Below are 15987 nucleotides of genomic sequence, written 5' to 3' on the forward strand. Positions count from 1 at the left end.
GCGCCCGCCAACATAGTGGCTGGCGGGGACGGTGCAATGACGCGGATGACGCCCAATCGGATGTATCGGCCGGTTGCATCGGCGCGAGGTTGACGCTGCCCCGCGCCCGGCCCATGCCGCGCGGCGATGTCCGACGATCGGTCCCTCCTGTTCTTCGATTCCGGCATGGGCGGGCTCTCGGTGCTTGCGCCCTGCGCGGCGCTGCTGCCGCAGGCGCCGCTCGTCTATGTCGCCGATTCGGCGGGCTTTCCCTATGGCACCCGCAGCGAGGGCGAGATCGCCGCGCGCGTGCCCGCCCTGCTCGGCCGCCTTGCCGAGCGCTATGATCCGCGCCTGATCGTCATTGCCTGCAACACCGCGTCCACGATCGCGCTCCAGCATGTCCGTGCCGCGCTCGACGTGCCGATCGTCGGCACCGTTCCGGCGATCAAGCCGGCCGCGGCGATCAGCGAGACGCGGGTGATCGGCGTGCTGGGCACCGAGGCGACGGTGCGCCAGCCCTATGTCGACGATCTCGCGGCGCGCTTCGCCGGCGATTGCACGGTGTTGCGCCACGGCTCCGCCGAGCTGGTCGAGATCGCGGAGGCCGCGCTGGAAGGGGTGCCCCCGATCCCGGCGCGGATGCGCGCCGTGCTCGCCGGGCTGTTCGGCCAGCCGGGGGGCGAACGGATCGACGTGATCGTCAATGCCTGCACGCATTTCCCGCTGGTCGAGGGCGAACTCGCCGCCGCGGCGCCGCATCCCGTGCGCTTCGTCGATGGCGGCCCAGGCATCGCCCGGCGCGTCGCGCATCTGACCCAGGGACAGGGCTGGCCCTCTGCGCCGGTGCCGGGAAAGGCGGTGTTCACGGCGCGCAGCGCGCGGACCGAGATGCTCGCGCCGGCCCTGGCGCGGTACGGCCTGGTCGAGATCGAATCGCTCTAGGCGGGGGATTCACATCCTCTCCCTCGTCATCCCCGCGCAGGCGGGGATCCAGGGCCAGACGCGGGAGTCACGCAACTCGGTTTGGCATCTCCGGTGCCCATGGGCGATTGCTTCGATTGTCGCGGGTCACCCCCGATCCGCGCCTGCGCGAGGATGGCGGATGGCGGAATGCCGGGTCCCGAACCCGGCCGTCAGGCCTGGACGCAGGGAATGGCGACGACGGCGATGTCGCGCAGCCGCGCCGAATAGCGATCGGCCATTTCCAGATGGACGCGCCGCGCGATCATGTCGTCGCTGCGTGCGGCATGCTCGCGCTCCTGGCGCTCGCGTCTGGCGAAATATTCCATGTCCCTGACCGTCATGGCCCGATGCTCCTGTTCAAGGCGGGGCGCGCTGGGTCTCTCAGCCGCGGGTCTGCTCGATAGCCGAGTCGCTCGCGACATCTCCTGCTTACCACAAGTCGCGCCGTTCCCGCAGCAATCCCTATCGATTCCGGACCAATGGCATTTTGTTTTCGATCAAAGGAGGGACGGGGCGTTCCGATTAGGCATTATGTCCAACTGGAAATCGCCGGATTTTGGCGATAGGAACGCTGCATGCACAGCGCAGACAGCCCCGCGCCCGTCGACTATTCCCGGGTTTTCTCGTCCGCGATCGACCGGCTGCACGCCGAGGGCCGCTACCGCGTCTTCATCGATATCCTGCGCAACAAGGGCATGTTCCCCAACGCGCGCTGCTTCGCCGGCCATAACGGCCCGAAGCCGATCACCGTCTGGTGCTCGAACGACTATCTGGCGATGGGCCAGCATCCCAAGGTGATCGCGGCGATGGAGGAGGCGCTGCACGATGTCGGCGCCGGCTCGGGCGGCACGCGCAACATCGGCGGCAACACCCATTATCACATCGAGCTGGAGCATGAGCTCGCCGATCTCCACGGCAAGCAGGGCGCGCTGCTCTTCACGTCCGGCTATGTCTCCAACGAAGCGACGCTCTCGACGCTCGCCAAGATCCTGCCCGGCTGCATCGTCTATTCGGACGAACTCAACCATGCCTCGATGATCGCCGGCATCCGCAATTCGGGCTGCGAGAAGCGCGTCTTCCGCCACAACGACCTGGCCCATCTCGAGGCACTGCTCGCGGCGGACGATCCCGCGGTGCCCAAGCTGATCGCCTTCGAGAGCGTCTATTCGATGGATGCCGACATCGCCCCGATCGCCGCGATCTGCGACCTGGCCGACAAGTACAACGCGCTGACCTATCTCGACGAGGTCCATGCCGTCGGCATGTACGGCCCGCGCGGCGGCGGCATTTCGGAGCGCGACGGCGTTGCGGACCGGCTGACGATCATCGAGGGCACGCTCGGCAAGGCGTTCGGCGTGATGGGCGGCTATATCGCGGCCGACCAGATGATCATCGACGTGATCCGCAGCTATGCGCCGGGCTTCATCTTCACCACCTCGCTCTCGCCCGTGCTCGTCGCCGGCGCGCTGGCCAGCGTGAAGCATCTGAAGGGCTCCACCGGCGAGCGCGACGGCCAGCAGGCGGCCGCGGCGAAGCTGAAGGCGATGATGGCCGATGCGGGCCTGCCGGTGATGCCGTCGACCACGCATATCGTGCCGCTGATGGTCGGCGATCCGGTCAAGGCCAAGAAGATCAGCGACATCCTGCTCGCCGAATATGGCGTCTACGTCCAGCCGATCAATTATCCCACCGTGCCGCGTGGCACCGAGCGGCTACGCTTCACGCCCGGCCCCGCGCATGACGAGGCCATGATGCGCGATCTGGTCGACGCACTGGTCGAGATCTGGGGCCGGCTGGAGCTTCGCCGCGCGGCCTGAGGCTGTTCCTCCGATGCGCGCCCTCCCTGCGAGGGCGGGGAGGGCGGATCTGGTTCAAGGGCTTGCACGGGTTCCCACCCTAGGCGTCGTCGTCGTCCCTGTCCCGTGCCGGCAGGAAGCGGCTGTTGCGCAGCAATCCGGCCGAGACCAGCGACACCAGCGCGCCCACCGGGAAGATCTCCGCGAAGGTCATCGGCAGCCGGAACAGGGGATTGTGATAGGTGGCGCGGAAGCCTTCCACCTCCGCCTTGGCCTGGGCCAGCGCATCGCCGCTCAGTCCCTCGAGCTGCGCGCCGGCGAACTTGTCGATGAACGCGTCGATGCCGATCAGGTGGAGCGCCACATCCCAGCACAGCGCATAGACGATCCCCGCGACCAGGCTGATGCCCAGCCCCAGCGCGAATGCGGGCAGGAAGCGGATCACGCCGCCCTGCGTCACGTCGCGCTGGCGCTTGATCGCGATGAAGATGGTGCTCAGGCCGATCAGCATGATCAGATAGCCGATCGCCATGCCATATTGGCCGGTGGCGCCTTCGAAGTTCAGCACGACGACGGACAGCATGCCGCCGGCGATCAGCCCGCCGATCATGCCATATGCCAGGATGGTGCGCAGCATTTCGCGTCTCCCCTTGCTCCAGGTTGCGCCCGGAAGAGGCCATGGGCAAGCCCGCGGCGCAATCGCCCGAAAGGATGATTTGCGTGAAATGAACGGGAGGGGCAGGGGCCCTCCTGCCGGGAGGACGTTATTTCACGATCCCCAGTTCCCGCGCCCGCGCCACTGCGTCTCCGCGACGCTTGGCGCCGAGCTTCTCCAGCAGCCGCGCGACATGCGTCTTCACGGTGTTCGGCGAAACGCCCAGCCGCTCGGCGATCTCCTGGTTCGACCGGCCGGCGCGCAGTTCCTCCAGCACTTCCAGCTCGCGTGGCGAAAGTCCCAGCGTCTCCACGGCCTGCGGATTGCCGTCGAAGCTGCGCGCGGCCGGCCGTGCCATCCCCTTCATGCCCAGGAACAGGCCCAGCGCCAGGAAGCCGCAGGCGATCAGGAAGATATAGACGTCGCCGATATGCGAGCGCACGAGCCGCTGATAGTCGAGCCATTCGAGCAGCAGCGTGCCCGCCGCCAGAAGCGCGCCGTACAGGACGATGCGCTTCCACATCATGCGCTCAGTCCCGCGTCAGCGTCGCGCTCCACACATAGCCGCGCAGGGAGGAGCGGAAGTCGAGCCGCAGGCCCTGCTCCTCGGCGATGCGCTTCAGCACGGCGGGCAGTTCGGCGCGTGGGAACACGTGGAAGTCGTTGAGCGACTTGAAATGGAGCCGCTTGGCGAACCCCGGCAGCCGCTCATACTGGCCGAAATCGACGATGTGCAGGCTGCCGCCCGGCGCCAGCGCCCTGGCCCCCAGCTCGATCGCCTCCACCCAGGGCGGGATCATCGAGAGGGTGTAGCTCATGAACACCCGGTCGAGCTTCTCCAGCCCGAACAGGCTGGTCACGTCGAACGCGCCCGCATCGCCCTGCGCCAGCGTGATCCTGCCGCTCAGGCCGTTCTTCTCGACCGAGGCGCGCGCAGTTTCCAGCATCGCTTCGCTGATGTCGAAGCCGAAGAAGCGCGCCTGTGGGAAGCGCTTCGCCGCGACGATCAGGTTGCGCGCGGTGCCGCAGCCCACCTCCAGCACCGTCCCGCCCTCGGGCGGGTTCAGCCCGCGGATCAGCGCATCGCGCCCCAGCAGGTAGAATTTGCGCGTGAAATCGTAGAAATGGCGATGGAGCGCATAGGTCGCGTCCATCAGCCCCTTCTGGTCGGCCCCCCCGGTCGCGGCACTCATGCGTGCGGCTTCAGCGTCCAGACGTGCGTCGCGCCATAGACCGAGGAGCGGTCGCGGCGCGTCCAGTCGTCGAGCTTGGCCTGGTCCTCATATTCCCACTGATCCAGGATCGCGTCGGGGATATGGCCCTTCACCACGTCGGGGATCGCCGCGGTGCGATAGAGCACGCGGGCACCGGGCTTGGCGGTACGGGTGATCTCGTTCCAGATGCGGGTGAGTTGCTCGTCGGTCATCCAGTCCTGCGCGTCGAGCAGGATGAAGCGATCGAGCGACTGGGCGGGCATCGATTCGAGATAGTCGGCATAGTTGGTGTGGCGGATCTCGACGCGGTCGGCCCGCGCGCGCACCACATCCCAGTTCTTCGCTTCGAGATAGGGCGGCAGCGGCGCGTCCGGCCCTTCGCCATAACCGCGGCCGAATGCCTGCCAGGCGTAGAAATTGTCCTTCAGGTCGAAGTCGCAGGCGAGCTTGCGCAGGCGGCTCCTGAGCGCGCCGGTGATCCCGGCCTGGTCGTCGACCTTGAGCAGGTCGTACTGCGCCGGCGGAATGCCGAAGCCGAACAGCGCGGCGGGCTGGTCGACCAGCCAGCGCAGGAACTTCTTCTCGAAGAAGGGCGCGAAGCGCGTCTCGAAGATCTGGCGCTGCTCCTCGATGGTCTTCGCCGCCAGGATCTCGCGCGGATCGATGCCATAGCGGTGCGCGAGCCAGTGGACGAAGCCGATCAGCCGGCCGAGCAGCCCGTATTTGTAGAAGCCGTGCCGGAACGCGTCGATCCGGCGGGTGCCGTTCAGCCCGCGGCGTTCCCAATAATCGCGATAGGGCGCATCGAGGTGCGGCGCGATGTGCTGGCGATAGGCTTCGACATTCTCCGCCTTGTTCGCCTGGCCGAAGAAGCGGTGGAACGCAGCATAGTCGGGCAGGTTCAGCGCCGCCTGCTTCTTGAGGTTGTTGAGCGCGATGTGCGCCGGGTTCAGGTCCACCGCGGTGATCCTGGCCGGGTTCGCCGTCAGATACGAGAAGACGTTGCACCCGCCCGAGGCGATCGTCACCATGTGATGATCCGGCTGGAGCTGCAGCGCCTCCATGTCGATCACCGGGTCTTCCCAGATCTGCGGATAGACCAGGCCCCGGAACGCGAAAGTGAAGGCGCGCTCGAGCAGGCCTTCCTTGGTCATGTGCTCGTGGCGGTGCACGGCACCGCGCACGGCGACATTCTTCGGCGTCTTGGTAATCGAACCCATCAGTGACTCCTGGGCGCCCGGCGGGCGGCGGCGTTCCGCCACGCCCTATTACCCCTTTGTGACGAACCGGCGTCACCCTTGGGTCAGGAGTGCTGTAAAATCAATCCCGTGTCATGCTCCCGGCCGTCGGCCAATCGGTATCGCCGACGCGTTTCAGCGTCATCCGGAAGAAGGGGCGGGGCGGCTGGCCGTCGGCGACGAAGTCGCCGGTCTCGGTCCAGGTCGTGCCGTCGAAGCTCGCCTTGTACCGCACGCGGGCAGTGGGGCCGGCCGGCACTTCCCAGGCATAGCCCCGCTCGGCCGCGATCAGCGGGAAGCTGCCCGATCGGCCGCCCGTGTGGCTCGCCATGGTGAAGGCCTTCGCGGCGGGATCGTAGGAGACGACGGCGAAAGCGTTGAACGGCACCTTGCCGTCCGCGCCGAACGACTTGCCTTCGATCAGCGTGATCGTGCCGCCGAGCAGCGTGCCGACGCGTTCGGTATGCGTCACCACCAGCTCCTTGCCGCCCGGCATCTGTATCCGCGCCTCGCCGCGCCATCTGCCGTGCATCCAGTCGAGCTTGTGCATCGCTTCGGCCTGCGCGGCCATGGCGGCGGTGTCGGCGGCCTGGGCGTGCGCCGCTGCGGCGGGCAGGGCGAGCGCGGCGAGCGTGGAGGCGAAACGGAACATGGGGCGGAACAGGGGGCGAAGCATGGGGTCTCCCGTTGTGATCCCGGGCCGCGCATGGCAGCCTATCCGCCATGCCCGCAGCCCGATCGCTCCGCACTGGCCCCGTCGCCCGCCTCGCCGGCAAGCGCGGTTTCGCGAAGCGCGCGCGCGGCTTCGCGAAACGCGCGCCCGGATCCGTGCGGCGCCTGTTGCCGCAAGGGCCGGTGCCGGGCTTTCCGCTCCTCTGGGTCGCCTGCCTCGCCGCCGCGGCGCTGATGATCGTCACCGGCGGATTCGAGACCGGCGCGTTGCCGCTCGGCTCCCGCACTGCCTTCTGGCTGCTGCTGATGGGCTGGAACGCATGCAAATGGCAGGTGCTGTTCGCCTGGGGCGTGCGCAAGCCGGGCGACTGGCCGCGCGTCGCGCTGCTCGGCACCGTTCCGCTCAACCTGCCGTTGCCGCTGGAGATCCAGTTCTGCGGCGCGCTGGTCGGCCAGAGCATGCGCGCGATGCCGCTCGACGTCTGGATCCGCGCGGCGGCGATCAGCGCGGGGATCTTCGCGGTCTGCTGGGTGGTCGCGCGGATATTGCTGCGCCGGATGCGCCCGGTACGCGCCGATACCGGCCTGCTCGCCCGCGCCCGGGTTCCCGCCGGCGATCTCGCGGCGATCGAGGCCGAGGACCATTATTGCCGCATCCACCGCCGCGACGGCGGGAGCGCGCTGATCCATTATCGTTTCGGCGATGCGCTGGAGGAAGTTGCCGGCCTCGACGGCCTCCAGGTCCATCGCGGCGCCTGGGCGGCGGCAGGCGCGGTGGAGGGCGCGGAGCGCGACGGCCGCAAATGGCGCCTGCGCCTCGCCGGCGGCGGCAGCGTGCCGGTCAGCGCCACCCATGCGGCGGCGGCGCGGGCGCGGGGATGGCTGCGGCCCGTCAGGTGATCGCCGGCGATGAACAGGTCGAGCACCATCTCGAAATCATCGACTAGACACAGGTCCTGGCGGGCAACCGGTGCATATTCGGCCCGACGGCGAATGGTGCCTGCTTTGAAGAACATCCCCTCCCTGGAAGGGAGGGGAGTGAAGTTGAAAACCTAGTCCCGGCAATAGCCTTCGCCGGACTTCACGCTCAGGCAATCCTTCTTGCCCGCCAGATATTTCAGGCCGGTCGCATCGCCGTCGCTGGCGCGCAGCACCTGCTTTCCGTCCGGCCGCTCGAAGGCAATGCCCCCGCGCGTGCCCGTGCCCTCGAAGCTTCCCTTGTCGTCGAGCGTATATTGCATCTCGAGCTTGTAGGTGCCGGCATCCTTGCCCTTGGCGACGACCAGATAGGTGCCCTCGACGCCTTTCCAGCGGCCGACCCAGTCGTCATGCGCCACCGGCTTGCCGGAGACTTCCTTCTTCAGGTCGGCGGCGCCCTCGGCGACGGCATTGGCTATGGAGCCGCCCACCGCCACCGCGGCATTGCCGGCGGTCTCGGTGGCATTGGCGGTGGCGTCGGCGGCCTTGTCGGCGGCGTTGCACGCGGCGAGCGCCAGCGCGGGCGCGAGGATCAGGAGCGGCCGCATCAGCGCGTCGCCTCGTCGATCGCGTTGCCGACATGCTCGGCACGATTGCCGAGGTCGTCGGCCGTGTTGCCGATCGCGGCACCGGCATCGTCGGCGGCGTTGCCCAGCGTGTTGCCCATGTCGTTCATGCTGTTCGCCAGCGAGTCGCCGGTGCGGTCGAGCGAGTTGGACAAATTGCTCTCCGTACCGGGGGAGCAGGCCGCCAGGCCCAGGGCCAGCACCGGAAGCAGCGGGAAAATCGTCTTGCGCATGTCTCTCTCCGAATAGTCGGTCTAGCCAGCAGGTTCCTTGCGGCGTAGGGGAGCGCGCATGTCGCACAGCATCGCTATCGCCTCGGACCATGCAGCCTACGCCATGAAGGCAGAACTCGTCGAATGGTTGCGTAACGAAGGGCATGAAGTGCTCGATCTCGGTACCAACGGGCCGGAGAGCGTCGACTATCCCGACTATGGCTATCGCCTGGCCAAGGCGATCGAGGACGGCCAGGCCGAGCGCGGCGTCGCGCTGTGCGGCTCGGGCATCGGCATCTCGATCGCGGTGAACCGCAATCCCGCCGCCCGCTGTGCGCTCGTCTCCGAGCCGCTCTCGGCCAGCCTCGCCCGCCAGCACAATGACGCGAACGTCGTCGCGCTGGGTGCCCGTCTCGTCGGGATCGAGATGGCCAAGGCGTGCATCACCACTTTCCTCGCAACCGAGTTTCTCGGCGAACGCCACCAGCGTCGGGTCGACAAGCTCAGCCATCCCGAAAGGACCCCTGCATGAGCACCAACCCCGTTAGCAATGGCGTGCAGCCGGATGGCTTCTTCACCCGCGGCCTCGCCGAGGCGGACCCTGCGGTCTTCGCCGGCGTGCGGCACGAGCTGAAGCGCGAGCAATATCAGATCGAGCTGATCGCCTCGGAGAACATCGTCTCCAAGGCGGTGCTGGAAGCCCAGGGCTCGGTCTTCACCAACAAATATGCCGAGGGCTATCCCGGCAAGCGCTATTATCAGGGCTGCCACCCGTCGGACGAAGTCGAGCAGCTGGCGATCGATCGCGCCAAGCAGCTGTTCGGCTGCGAATATGCCAATGTCCAGCCGCACTCGGGCGCGCAGGCGAACGGTGCCGTCATGCTGGCGATGGTCAAGCCCGGCGACACGATCATGGGCCTCAGCCTCGATTCGGGCGGCCACCTGACGCATGGCGCCAAGGCGGCGATGTCGGGCAAGTGGTTCAACGCGGTTTCCTACGGCGTCACTCCCGACACCCATGTGATCGACTATGATCAGGTCGCGAAGCTTGCCCGCGAGAACAGCCCCAAGCTGATCATCGCCGGCGGCTCGGCCTATCCGCGCCATATCGACTTCGCCAAGTTCCGCGCGATCGCGGACGAAGTCGGCGCGATCTTCATGGTCGACATGGCGCACTTCGCCGGCCTGGTCGCCGGCGGCGTGCACCCCACGCCGTTCGGCCATGCCCATGTCGTCACCACCACCACGCACAAGACGCTGCGCGGCCCGCGCGGCGGCGCCGTGTTCACCAATGACGAAGCGATCGCCAAGAAGATCAACTCGGCGGTGTTCCCGGGCCTGCAGGGCGGCCCGCTGATGCACGTCATCGCCGCCAAGGCGGTGGCGTTCGGCGAGGCGCTCCAGCCCGAGTTCAAGAGCTATGCGGCGGCGATCGTCGAGAACGCCAAGATCCTTGCGGCGACGCTCAAGGAGCGCGGCGCGGCGGTGGTCTCGGGCGGCACCGACACCCACCTGGCGCTGATCGACCTCACGCCGCTGGGCGTGACCGGCAAGGACGCCGACGAGGCGCTGGAGCGCGCGGCGATCACCTGCAACAAGAACGGCATCCCCAACGATCCGCTGCCCCCAGTCAAGACCAGCGGCATCCGCGTCGGCTCGCCGGCGGGCACCACCCGCGGCTTCGGGCCCGCCGAGTTCCGCGAGATCGGCAACATGGTCGCCGACGTGCTCGACGGGCTGAAGAAGAATGGCGAGCAGGGCGACGCCCAGGTCGAGCAGAATGTCCGCGAGCGTGTCCGCGCGCTGTGCGAGCGCTTCCCCATCTATCCGGAGCTCTAAGGATTGCGCTGCCCCTTTTGCGGACATGAAGACAGCCAGGTAAAGGACAGCCGCCCCACCGAAGACGGGGCGGCGATCCGCCGCCGGCGCCAGTGCGAGGCCTGCGCCGCGCGCTTCACCACGTTCGAGCGCATCCAGCTGCGCGAGCTGACCGTGCTCAAGAGCGAGGACAAGCGCGAGCCGTTCGACCGCGACAAGCTGGTCCGCTCGATCTCGGTCGCCACGCGCAAGCGGCCGGTCAACGCGATGCAGATCGAGAAGCTGGTCTCCGGCATCCAGCGCCAGCTCGAGACGGCGGGCGACACCGAAATCCCCTCGCAGAAGATCGGCGAGTTGGTGATGGAAGGGCTCAAGGGCCTGGATTCGGTCGCCTATATCCGTTTCGCCAGCGTCTATAAGGATTTCCGGGAGGCGAAGGACTTCGAGGAATTCGCCGGCAATGTGAGCGAGGTGGGGAAGGGGTAGGTTCCGTCCTTCCTCCGGACCCTCTCGTCATTCCTCTCCCGGACCCATCCGCGCCTATGGCGGCCATGGACAGTTGTCCTCGGCGTATCGTGCGCCCAGGACTCGCGAAGAAGCGATTGAAGAAGTGAGCAAAGCCGTGGCCCCACCCCCCGTCATCGTCCTCGTCCGCCCGCAGCTTGGCGAGAATATCGGCAAGGCCGCGCGCGCGATGCTCAATTTCGGGCTGGTCGATCTGCGTCTCGTCGCCCCGCGCGACGGCTGGCCCAATCCCGGCGCCGGCCCCGCCGCCAGCGGCGCCGACCTGGTGCTGGAACGGGCCGAGGTCTTCGAGACCGTCGCCGATGCGGTGGCGGATTGCGCGCACGTCTATGCCACCACGGTGCGCAAGCGCGGCGTCTCCAAGCCGGTCGTCACCCCCGAAGAGGCTGCCGGCGAGATCCACTGCGAGGAAGGGCGTTCGGCGATCCTGTTCGGCCCCGAGCGTTCCGGCCTGGAGACGGACGACGTCGCCGTCGCCCGCACCATCGTCACCGTGCCGATCAATCCGGAGTTCGGCTCGCTCAACCTTGCCCAGGCGGTGATCCTGGTCGCCTATGAATGGTCGAAGGGCGTGCGCCTCGCCCAGCCGACCCAGGAGGTGCTCGATCCCCCCGCGCCGCAGGACGAGCTCGACGGGATGATCGGCCAGCTCGATGCGATGCTCGAGGAATCGGGCTATTATTTCCCGCCCGATCGCGTGCCGTCGACCAGGCGGACCTTGCGTACCCTGCTCACCAAGCCGGCCTGGTCGAGCCAGGAGCTGCGCACCCTGCGCGGCGTGCTTTCGGCGCTCGAAGGGAAGAAGCGGCATCGCGGCAGCTGATACAGTGCTGCAATACACTTCTGCTTTCCGCAGCTGTGGAATCCCGCTAGATTATGCGAATCTTTCGAGTGGGGAGGGATTTTTGATGCGTTTCGTACCCGTGCTTGCGTTGCTCGCTCTCGCTACCCCGGCACTTGCCCATCAGGATGCCGATGGCGGAGCCGAAAAGAAGACCAAGGCCGAGAAGAAGATCTGCCGGGCGCTCATCTCGACCGGCTCGATCATGGGCAAGCGGGAATGCCACACCAAGGCCGAATGGGACGCGATGAGCGACCGTTCGACCAATGCGCGCGAGAAGCTGGACCGCGACATGGGCGGCCGCACCGGCGGCATCGGCGCCACGCGCAGCAACGACTGAGCGGCTTTCCGCGCGTCGGCGGCGTCGGCCGTCGCGCGGATGCCTGCACTTGCGATTTCACGTCAGCGCCGGTCGAACGCCTCGAGCTCATAAGCGATCGAGGCTTCGACCAGCCTGTCCCAGATCTCGCCGATCGGCGCGTCGGGAATGCCGGCGGCGCGTGCGTGCGCGCGGGCATTGGCGATCACCTGCGCCTTGCGCGCCTCGTCGCGGACATGGCCGCGCTCGGGCTTGATGCGCGCGGCGGCGTCCATATAGCCGAAGCGGCGCTTGAGGAGCTGGACCAGCGCCGCGTCCACCGCGTCGACGCCGGCACGCACCTCGATCATGGTCGTGCAGGCTTCGGGATCGATCGTGTCTTGCATGGCGGCTCCTTGGCCGGGCGGCGCGCCGCTGTCCAGCTTGACTCGGCCGCGCCGCGCCGCTAACCGCGCGCCTTCGCAATGGCCCCGCACCCCGGTGAAGCGGTGGCCCTGTCCTCCCTTGCGGAGATCGGCAGGCGGATACCGGGAAAACCGTTGTTAGCGATTGCAAGGATTTACGAATGTCGAAGCGTTCCAGCGCAAAGTACAAGCTCGACCGCCGCATGGGCGAGAACATCTGGGGCCGTCCCAAGTCCCCGGTGAACAAGCGCGAATACGGCCCGGGCCAGCACGGCCAGCGCCGCAAGGGCAAGATGTCGGACTTCGGCATCCAGCTGCGCGCCAAGCAGAAGCTCAAGGGCTATTACGGCGACGTCACCGAGAAGCAGTTCAAGCGCGCCTATGAGGACGCGTCGAAGATGAAGGGCGATACGTCGCAGAACCTCATCGGCCTGCTCGAGCAGCGCCTCGACATGATCGTCTATCGCGCCAAGTTCGCGCCGACGATCTTCGCGGCCCGCCAGCTGGTCAACCATGGCCACGTCCTGGTCGATGGCGAGAAGTGCAACATCGGTTCGCGCCGCATCAAGCCGGGCCAGACCGTGTCGCTGCGCGCCAAGGCGCAGGAAATGGCGCTGGTGATGGAGGCGCAGAGCCTCGCCGAGCGCGACATCCCCGATTACGTGTCGCCGGACGGCGCTTCGAAGATCACCTTCACCCGCGTGCCGACCCTCGACGAGGTGCCGTACCCGGTGAAGATGGAGCCGAACCTCGTGGTCGAGTTCTACAGCCGCTGATGCCAGGATCTGGCGCAAGCCAGGTCCGGCCATGATCAGCGGCTCGGCCGGCGGCGCCGAAAGCGCCGACCGACGACGCGGCTTTGCCGCGTTGCCGATCCGGAAAGAAACGGGGCGGTCCTTCGGGGCCGCCCTTTTTCGTTGCGGGGATCGAACCGCTATGGCGGATGTCCGGTCTGGTCCGGCCTCTGTGGATCCGGCACAGATGCCGGATGATCGATCCGACCTTGTCCACCCCAGCCGAGGTGCTGGCGGCCGCGCACGCCATCGTGGCGTCGCGCTATCCGGATGCCATCTTCGCGCTCGTCGCGGGGTCGCTGATGCGCGGGGAGGGCACGGTGCATTCCGATCTGGACCTGATCGTGATCCACGACCGGGTCGATGCGTCGCGGCGCGAATCCTTCGTCGCCGGGGGCGTGCCGGTGGAGGCGTTCGTCCATGACGACGCGACGCTGGCCTGGGCGATCGACGTCGCCGCGACGCGCGGCCGGCCCAGCCTTCTCGCCATGATCGCCGAAGCGACGGCGATCGGCCGGGCCCCGCAGCGCGCGGCGCGGCTGAAGGAGGCGGTGGCGGGGATCCTCGCCAAGGGGCCGCCGCCCCTGCCGCCCGCGCAGCTCGATGCGCTGCGCTATGCGATCACCGACGCGGTGCAGGATTTGCGGGGCGCCCGCGGCGAGGCGGAACCCCTGGCGATCGGCGTCCTGCTATATCCCCTGCTGGCCGAGCTGGCCCTGCGCGGGCGCGGCCAGTGGAACGCGACCGGCAAATGGGTGCCGCGCGCGCTGGCCAGGATCGACGGCGAGCTGGCGGCCCGGTTCGACCACGCCTTTCGCAGCCTGTTCGCGACGGGCGCGGCCGACGCCGTCGTCGCGCTCGCCGAACGGGAGCTCGCGCCGCATGGGGGCATGCGCTTCGACGGCGACGTCCAGGTCGCCAATCCCGCCTGGCGCGCACCGGCAGGCCGGTTCGGCGCCTAGTGCTTCCCGGCCTCAGGGCCTGGCGGGGAGCTTCAGCGCCGCGCGCAGGAACCCGTCGCTCCTGTCGAGCATCTGGGTGCGTGCGCGATCATCGTCGAGCTGGTGGTCGAGGCCCTTGAACTCGACCAGCTCGACCGATTTGCCCGCGCCGCGCAGCTTCGATGCCATCAGCCGCGATTCGCCGATCCCGACATTCAGGTCCTGGTCGCCATGGAACATCAGCACCGGCGCCTTGATCCTCTGGGTGTTCTGGGCCGGCGAGCCTTCCCGCACGTGCGGCCCGGAGCCGATGAACTTGCTGACCATGTCGTAATTGGTGAAGCCCAGGGCTTCCTTGCGCAGCGTCTCCAGGTCCGTCACCGGCGCGATCGCCACGATCGCCTTGAACAGGTCGGGGTCGAGGGCCGGGCTCTGCAGCGCCGCATAGCCGCCATAGGACCAGCCGACGATCGCGAGCTTGTCCGGCGCGGCGATGCCCTGGGCGACCAGCCAGCGCCCGCCGTCGTTGACGTCGCCGATCGCGGTGCGCCACGACTGGAAGCCGTTCTTCTGGAACCAGGCGTCGCCATAGCCCGTCGATCCGCGGAAATTGGGCTGGAGCACCGCGAAGCCGCGCGCCGCGTAGAATTGCGCCAGCCAGTCGAATCCCCATTCGTCGCGCGAGCCCGGCCCGCCATGCGGCATCACGATCGCGGGCAGGTTCTTGCCGTCGCTGCCCGGCGGCAGGGTGAGATAGCCCGGGATCGCGGTGCCGTCCGCCGCCGGGAAGGTCACCGCCCGCATCGGCGACAGGCTGGTCTTGGCCAGCCCCGGCCGCAACGGCATCACCTCGGCGAGCTGCCGGCTGGTCTTGTCGTAGAGATAATAAGTGCCCGGATCGGTGTCGCCGCCGGCGAACAGCAGCAGCTTCTTCTCGTCGGCAGTCGCATCGACGAAGGTCACCAGCGGCTTGCCGGGTAGCGCCTTGCCGAGCGCGGCACGCAGCTTCTGCAGCTCGGGGTCGAAGAATTCGGTGTTGCGCTTGTCGGTGGCGTAGCTCACGCCGACCACGCGCCGCTGCCGGCCGATGCGGACCAGCCCGTCGACATCGACCTGGGGGTGCGCGAACACCAGCTTGCGGGTGAGGTTGCCGTCGAGCGCGATGCTGTAGAGCGCCATCCGCCCGTCCTTGGCGTCGAAGCCATAGACGATGTTGGCATCGCGATCGACGGCATAGGGGTTGAAGCCGGAATAGCCGCCGACACCGTCGGCGACGAGTTCGCCCAGCTTCTTCCATTCGCGGCTGTCGGACGTGCGATAGCTATAGGCATAGCGGCCGGTGCTCATCCCCGTGCCGCGGGTCTCCGCCACGCCCAGGATGCGGACATTGCCGTGCCCGTCGCTGATATACTCGCTGGCGCCGCCCCGCGGCAGCTCGACGCTCCTGCGCTTGAGCGTCGTCGCGTCGACCAGCTCCACCCCCATCCCCTCGCGCGTGTTGGCGAGATGGGTGCCGGTGGAATATTCGGGGACCGACATGCTCGTCATCAGCACCGATCCGTTCGATCCGTCCGGGCCCCAGTCGATGATGTCCCCACCCGACTGGACGATGTCGAGCGCGGTCGCGCTGCCCCGCTTGCTCAGCAGCTTGAGGTCCGATCCGTCGGCGTTGAGCGAGACCATCCGGGTGAAGGCGAGCTTCTGGTCGAGCTGCTGGATGATGTAGATGTTGCACACGATTCGCGTCGAGCTGGCCCAGCGGCAGCTGGTGAGCTGATCGGGCTCGCCGCTTGCGGTGAGCACCACCTTGCTCGCGCCGGTCTGCACATTGGCGACCACCAACCCCGCGCCGTGCCCGGGCATCGGCTGGATCATCGCCACCTGGGTGCCGTCGGGCGACAGGCTGATCTGCTGCACGAACTCGCGCGCGCCGAAATTGCGCGCATCCTCGCTCTGCGCCGAAGCGAGCGCGGGCATGGCCGAAGCGACGAGCAGCGCCGCGCGAACGAAAGCTTTCATGAATCCCCCCTTTTCGGACGGAAGCCTAGCCGACGCGCGCACTTTGGCAA

Annotated in this window: 20 protein-coding genes; 10 read left to right on the plus strand and 10 right to left on the minus strand. The window is 67.8% G+C overall.

Annotation, left to right across the window (positions count from 1 at the left end; genetic code table 11):
• Positions 1-126: 126 nt before the first annotated feature.
• Positions 127-924, plus strand: coding sequence for a glutamate racemase (murI, locus tag CAP40_RS05260; protein ID WP_086128242.1), 798 nt, complete (start codon positions 127-129; stop codon positions 922-924).
• 191 nt (positions 925-1115) lie between these two features.
• Here murI and CAP40_RS20370 read toward each other — a convergent pair whose 3' ends face one another.
• The gene (locus tag CAP40_RS20370) at positions 1116-1286 is read right to left on the minus strand and encodes a hypothetical protein (RefSeq protein ID WP_179187917.1); all 171 of its coding nucleotides are present in this window, start codon (positions 1284-1286) and stop codon (positions 1116-1118) included.
• 234 nt (positions 1287-1520) lie between these two features.
• Here CAP40_RS20370 and hemA point away from each other — a divergent pair, with 234 nt between their 5' ends.
• Positions 1521-2762: a 5-aminolevulinate synthase gene (gene hemA / locus CAP40_RS05265; protein ID WP_086128243.1), complete on the plus strand. Its 1242-nt coding sequence runs from the start codon at positions 1521-1523 to the stop codon at positions 2760-2762.
• A gap of 79 nt (positions 2763-2841) precedes the next feature.
• Here the strand turns inward: hemA and CAP40_RS05270 are convergent, their stop codons facing one another.
• The 5 genes from CAP40_RS05270 to CAP40_RS05290 form a co-directional block, all read right to left on the minus strand.
• On the minus strand, positions 2842-3378 hold the full coding sequence (locus CAP40_RS05270; RefSeq protein WP_086128244.1) for a DUF4199 domain-containing protein: 537 nt from the start codon (positions 3376-3378) through the stop codon (positions 2842-2844).
• Between the two features lie 127 nt (positions 3379-3505).
• Positions 3506-3922 carry a response regulator transcription factor gene (locus CAP40_RS05275; protein ID WP_086128245.1) on the minus strand — a complete coding sequence of 139 codons (417 nt, stop codon included), beginning with the start codon at positions 3920-3922 and terminating at the stop codon, positions 3506-3508.
• 4 nt (positions 3923-3926) lie between these two features.
• Positions 3927-4589, minus strand: a complete 663-nt coding sequence (locus CAP40_RS05280; protein ID WP_086128246.1) for a class I SAM-dependent methyltransferase — start codon at positions 4587-4589, stop codon at positions 3927-3929.
• Entirely contained in the window at positions 4586-5830 is a 1245-nt protein-coding gene (locus CAP40_RS05285; protein ID WP_086128247.1) for a DUF3419 family protein, read from the minus strand. The genes CAP40_RS05280 and CAP40_RS05285 overlap by 4 nt, the downstream gene beginning before the upstream one ends.
• A 100-nt stretch (positions 5831-5930) precedes the next feature.
• The gene (locus CAP40_RS05290; protein ID WP_256924022.1) at positions 5931-6524 is read right to left on the minus strand and encodes a DUF1579 domain-containing protein; all 594 of its coding nucleotides are present in this window, start codon (positions 6522-6524) and stop codon (positions 5931-5933) included.
• A gap of 47 nt (positions 6525-6571) precedes the next feature.
• On the opposite strand from CAP40_RS05290, the gene CAP40_RS05295 reads away from it, so the two are divergent.
• Positions 6572-7420 (plus strand): LytTR family DNA-binding domain-containing protein, encoded by an 849-nt coding sequence (locus CAP40_RS05295; protein WP_086128249.1) that lies wholly within the window; start codon positions 6572-6574, stop codon positions 7418-7420.
• Between the two features lie 152 nt (positions 7421-7572).
• On the opposite strand, the gene CAP40_RS05300 is transcribed toward CAP40_RS05295, so the two are convergent.
• On the minus strand, positions 7573-8046 hold the full coding sequence (locus CAP40_RS05300) for a hypothetical protein (protein WP_086128250.1): 474 nt from the start codon (positions 8044-8046) through the stop codon (positions 7573-7575).
• On the minus strand, positions 8046-8297 hold the full coding sequence (locus CAP40_RS05305) for a hypothetical protein (protein WP_086128251.1): 252 nt from the start codon (positions 8295-8297) through the stop codon (positions 8046-8048). The genes CAP40_RS05300 and CAP40_RS05305 overlap by 1 nt, the downstream gene beginning before the upstream one ends.
• A gap of 58 nt (positions 8298-8355) precedes the next feature.
• Here CAP40_RS05305 and rpiB point away from each other — a divergent pair, with 58 nt between their 5' ends.
• From rpiB to CAP40_RS05330, 5 genes are all read left to right on the plus strand, one after another.
• Positions 8356-8808 (plus strand): ribose 5-phosphate isomerase B, encoded by a 453-nt coding sequence (gene rpiB / locus CAP40_RS05310; protein WP_086128252.1) that lies wholly within the window; start codon positions 8356-8358, stop codon positions 8806-8808.
• Entirely contained in the window at positions 8805-10115 is a 1311-nt protein-coding gene (gene glyA / locus CAP40_RS05315; protein ID WP_086128253.1) for a serine hydroxymethyltransferase, read from the plus strand. The genes rpiB and glyA overlap by 4 nt, the downstream gene beginning before the upstream one ends.
• Positions 10116-10118: 3 nt before the next feature.
• Positions 10119-10580: a transcriptional regulator NrdR gene (gene nrdR, locus CAP40_RS05320; RefSeq protein ID WP_086128254.1), complete on the plus strand. Its 462-nt coding sequence runs from the start codon at positions 10119-10121 to the stop codon at positions 10578-10580.
• A gap of 136 nt (positions 10581-10716) precedes the next feature.
• Positions 10717-11442, plus strand: coding sequence for an RNA methyltransferase (locus tag CAP40_RS05325; protein ID WP_256924023.1), 726 nt, complete (start codon positions 10717-10719; stop codon positions 11440-11442).
• A gap of 85 nt (positions 11443-11527) precedes the next feature.
• Positions 11528-11800 (plus strand): hypothetical protein, encoded by a 273-nt coding sequence (locus CAP40_RS05330; protein ID WP_144034231.1) that lies wholly within the window; start codon positions 11528-11530, stop codon positions 11798-11800.
• A 62-nt stretch (positions 11801-11862) separates the two neighbouring features.
• Here the strand turns inward: CAP40_RS05330 and CAP40_RS05335 are convergent, their stop codons facing one another.
• Positions 11863-12165 carry a chorismate mutase gene (locus CAP40_RS05335; RefSeq protein WP_086128257.1) on the minus strand — a complete coding sequence of 101 codons (303 nt, stop codon included), beginning with the start codon at positions 12163-12165 and terminating at the stop codon, positions 11863-11865.
• 179 nt (positions 12166-12344) lie between these two features.
• Here CAP40_RS05335 and rpsD point away from each other — a divergent pair, with 179 nt between their 5' ends.
• Together rpsD and CAP40_RS05345 are read left to right on the plus strand one after the other, a co-directional pair.
• A complete protein-coding gene (gene rpsD, locus CAP40_RS05340; RefSeq protein ID WP_086128258.1) occupies positions 12345-12959 on the plus strand; it encodes a 30S ribosomal protein S4 in 615 nt (204 codons plus the stop codon).
• A 212-nt stretch (positions 12960-13171) separates the two neighbouring features.
• Positions 13172-13939, plus strand: a complete 768-nt coding sequence (locus tag CAP40_RS05345) for a nucleotidyltransferase domain-containing protein (protein ID WP_086128259.1) — start codon at positions 13172-13174, stop codon at positions 13937-13939.
• Positions 13940-13951: 12 nt separating this feature from the next.
• Here CAP40_RS05345 and CAP40_RS05350 read toward each other — a convergent pair whose 3' ends face one another.
• Positions 13952-15937 (minus strand): S9 family peptidase, encoded by a 1986-nt coding sequence (locus CAP40_RS05350; protein ID WP_086128260.1) that lies wholly within the window; start codon positions 15935-15937, stop codon positions 13952-13954.
• Positions 15938-15987: the final 50 nt, after the last annotated feature.

Origin of the sequence: Sphingomonas sp. IBVSS2 (assembly GCF_002127225.1) — a bacterium.
In the GTDB taxonomy this organism is placed as follows: Bacteria; Pseudomonadota; Alphaproteobacteria; order Sphingomonadales; family Sphingomonadaceae; genus Sphingomonas.

What these genes read in the sequence shown, in the direction of transcription:
- murI (WP_086128242.1), top strand. Translation starts at nt 127, where the DNA reads ATGTCCGACGATCGGTCCCTCCTGTTCTTCGATTCCGGCATGGGCGGG.
- CAP40_RS20370 (WP_179187917.1), bottom strand. Translation starts at nt 1,286, where the DNA reads ATGACGGTCAGGGACATGGAATATTTCGCCAGACGCGAGCGCCAGGAG.
- hemA (WP_086128243.1), top strand. Translation starts at nt 1,521, where the DNA reads ATGCACAGCGCAGACAGCCCCGCGCCCGTCGACTATTCCCGGGTTTTC.
- CAP40_RS05270 (WP_086128244.1), bottom strand. Translation starts at nt 3,378, where the DNA reads ATGCTGCGCACCATCCTGGCATATGGCATGATCGGCGGGCTGATCGCC.
- CAP40_RS05275 (WP_086128245.1), bottom strand. Translation starts at nt 3,922, where the DNA reads ATGATGTGGAAGCGCATCGTCCTGTACGGCGCGCTTCTGGCGGCGGGC.
- CAP40_RS05280 (WP_086128246.1), bottom strand. Translation starts at nt 4,589, where the DNA reads ATGAGTGCCGCGACCGGGGGGGCCGACCAGAAGGGGCTGATGGACGCG.
- CAP40_RS05285 (WP_086128247.1), bottom strand. Translation starts at nt 5,830, where the DNA reads ATGGGTTCGATTACCAAGACGCCGAAGAATGTCGCCGTGCGCGGTGCC.
- CAP40_RS05290 (WP_256924022.1), bottom strand. Translation starts at nt 6,524, where the DNA reads ATGCTTCGCCCCCTGTTCCGCCCCATGTTCCGTTTCGCCTCCACGCTC.
- CAP40_RS05295 (WP_086128249.1), top strand. Translation starts at nt 6,572, where the DNA reads ATGCCCGCAGCCCGATCGCTCCGCACTGGCCCCGTCGCCCGCCTCGCC.
- CAP40_RS05300 (WP_086128250.1), bottom strand. Translation starts at nt 8,046, where the DNA reads ATGCGGCCGCTCCTGATCCTCGCGCCCGCGCTGGCGCTCGCCGCGTGC.
- CAP40_RS05305 (WP_086128251.1), bottom strand. Translation starts at nt 8,297, where the DNA reads ATGCGCAAGACGATTTTCCCGCTGCTTCCGGTGCTGGCCCTGGGCCTG.
- rpiB (WP_086128252.1), top strand. Translation starts at nt 8,356, where the DNA reads ATGTCGCACAGCATCGCTATCGCCTCGGACCATGCAGCCTACGCCATG.
- glyA (WP_086128253.1), top strand. Translation starts at nt 8,805, where the DNA reads ATGAGCACCAACCCCGTTAGCAATGGCGTGCAGCCGGATGGCTTCTTC.
- CAP40_RS05330 (WP_144034231.1), top strand. Translation starts at nt 11,528, where the DNA reads ATGCGTTTCGTACCCGTGCTTGCGTTGCTCGCTCTCGCTACCCCGGCA.
- CAP40_RS05335 (WP_086128257.1), bottom strand. Translation starts at nt 12,165, where the DNA reads ATGCAAGACACGATCGATCCCGAAGCCTGCACGACCATGATCGAGGTG.
- rpsD (WP_086128258.1), top strand. Translation starts at nt 12,345, where the DNA reads ATGTCGAAGCGTTCCAGCGCAAAGTACAAGCTCGACCGCCGCATGGGC.
- CAP40_RS05345 (WP_086128259.1), top strand. Translation starts at nt 13,172, where the DNA reads ATGATCGATCCGACCTTGTCCACCCCAGCCGAGGTGCTGGCGGCCGCG.
- CAP40_RS05350 (WP_086128260.1), bottom strand. Translation starts at nt 15,937, where the DNA reads ATGAAAGCTTTCGTTCGCGCGGCGCTGCTCGTCGCTTCGGCCATGCCC.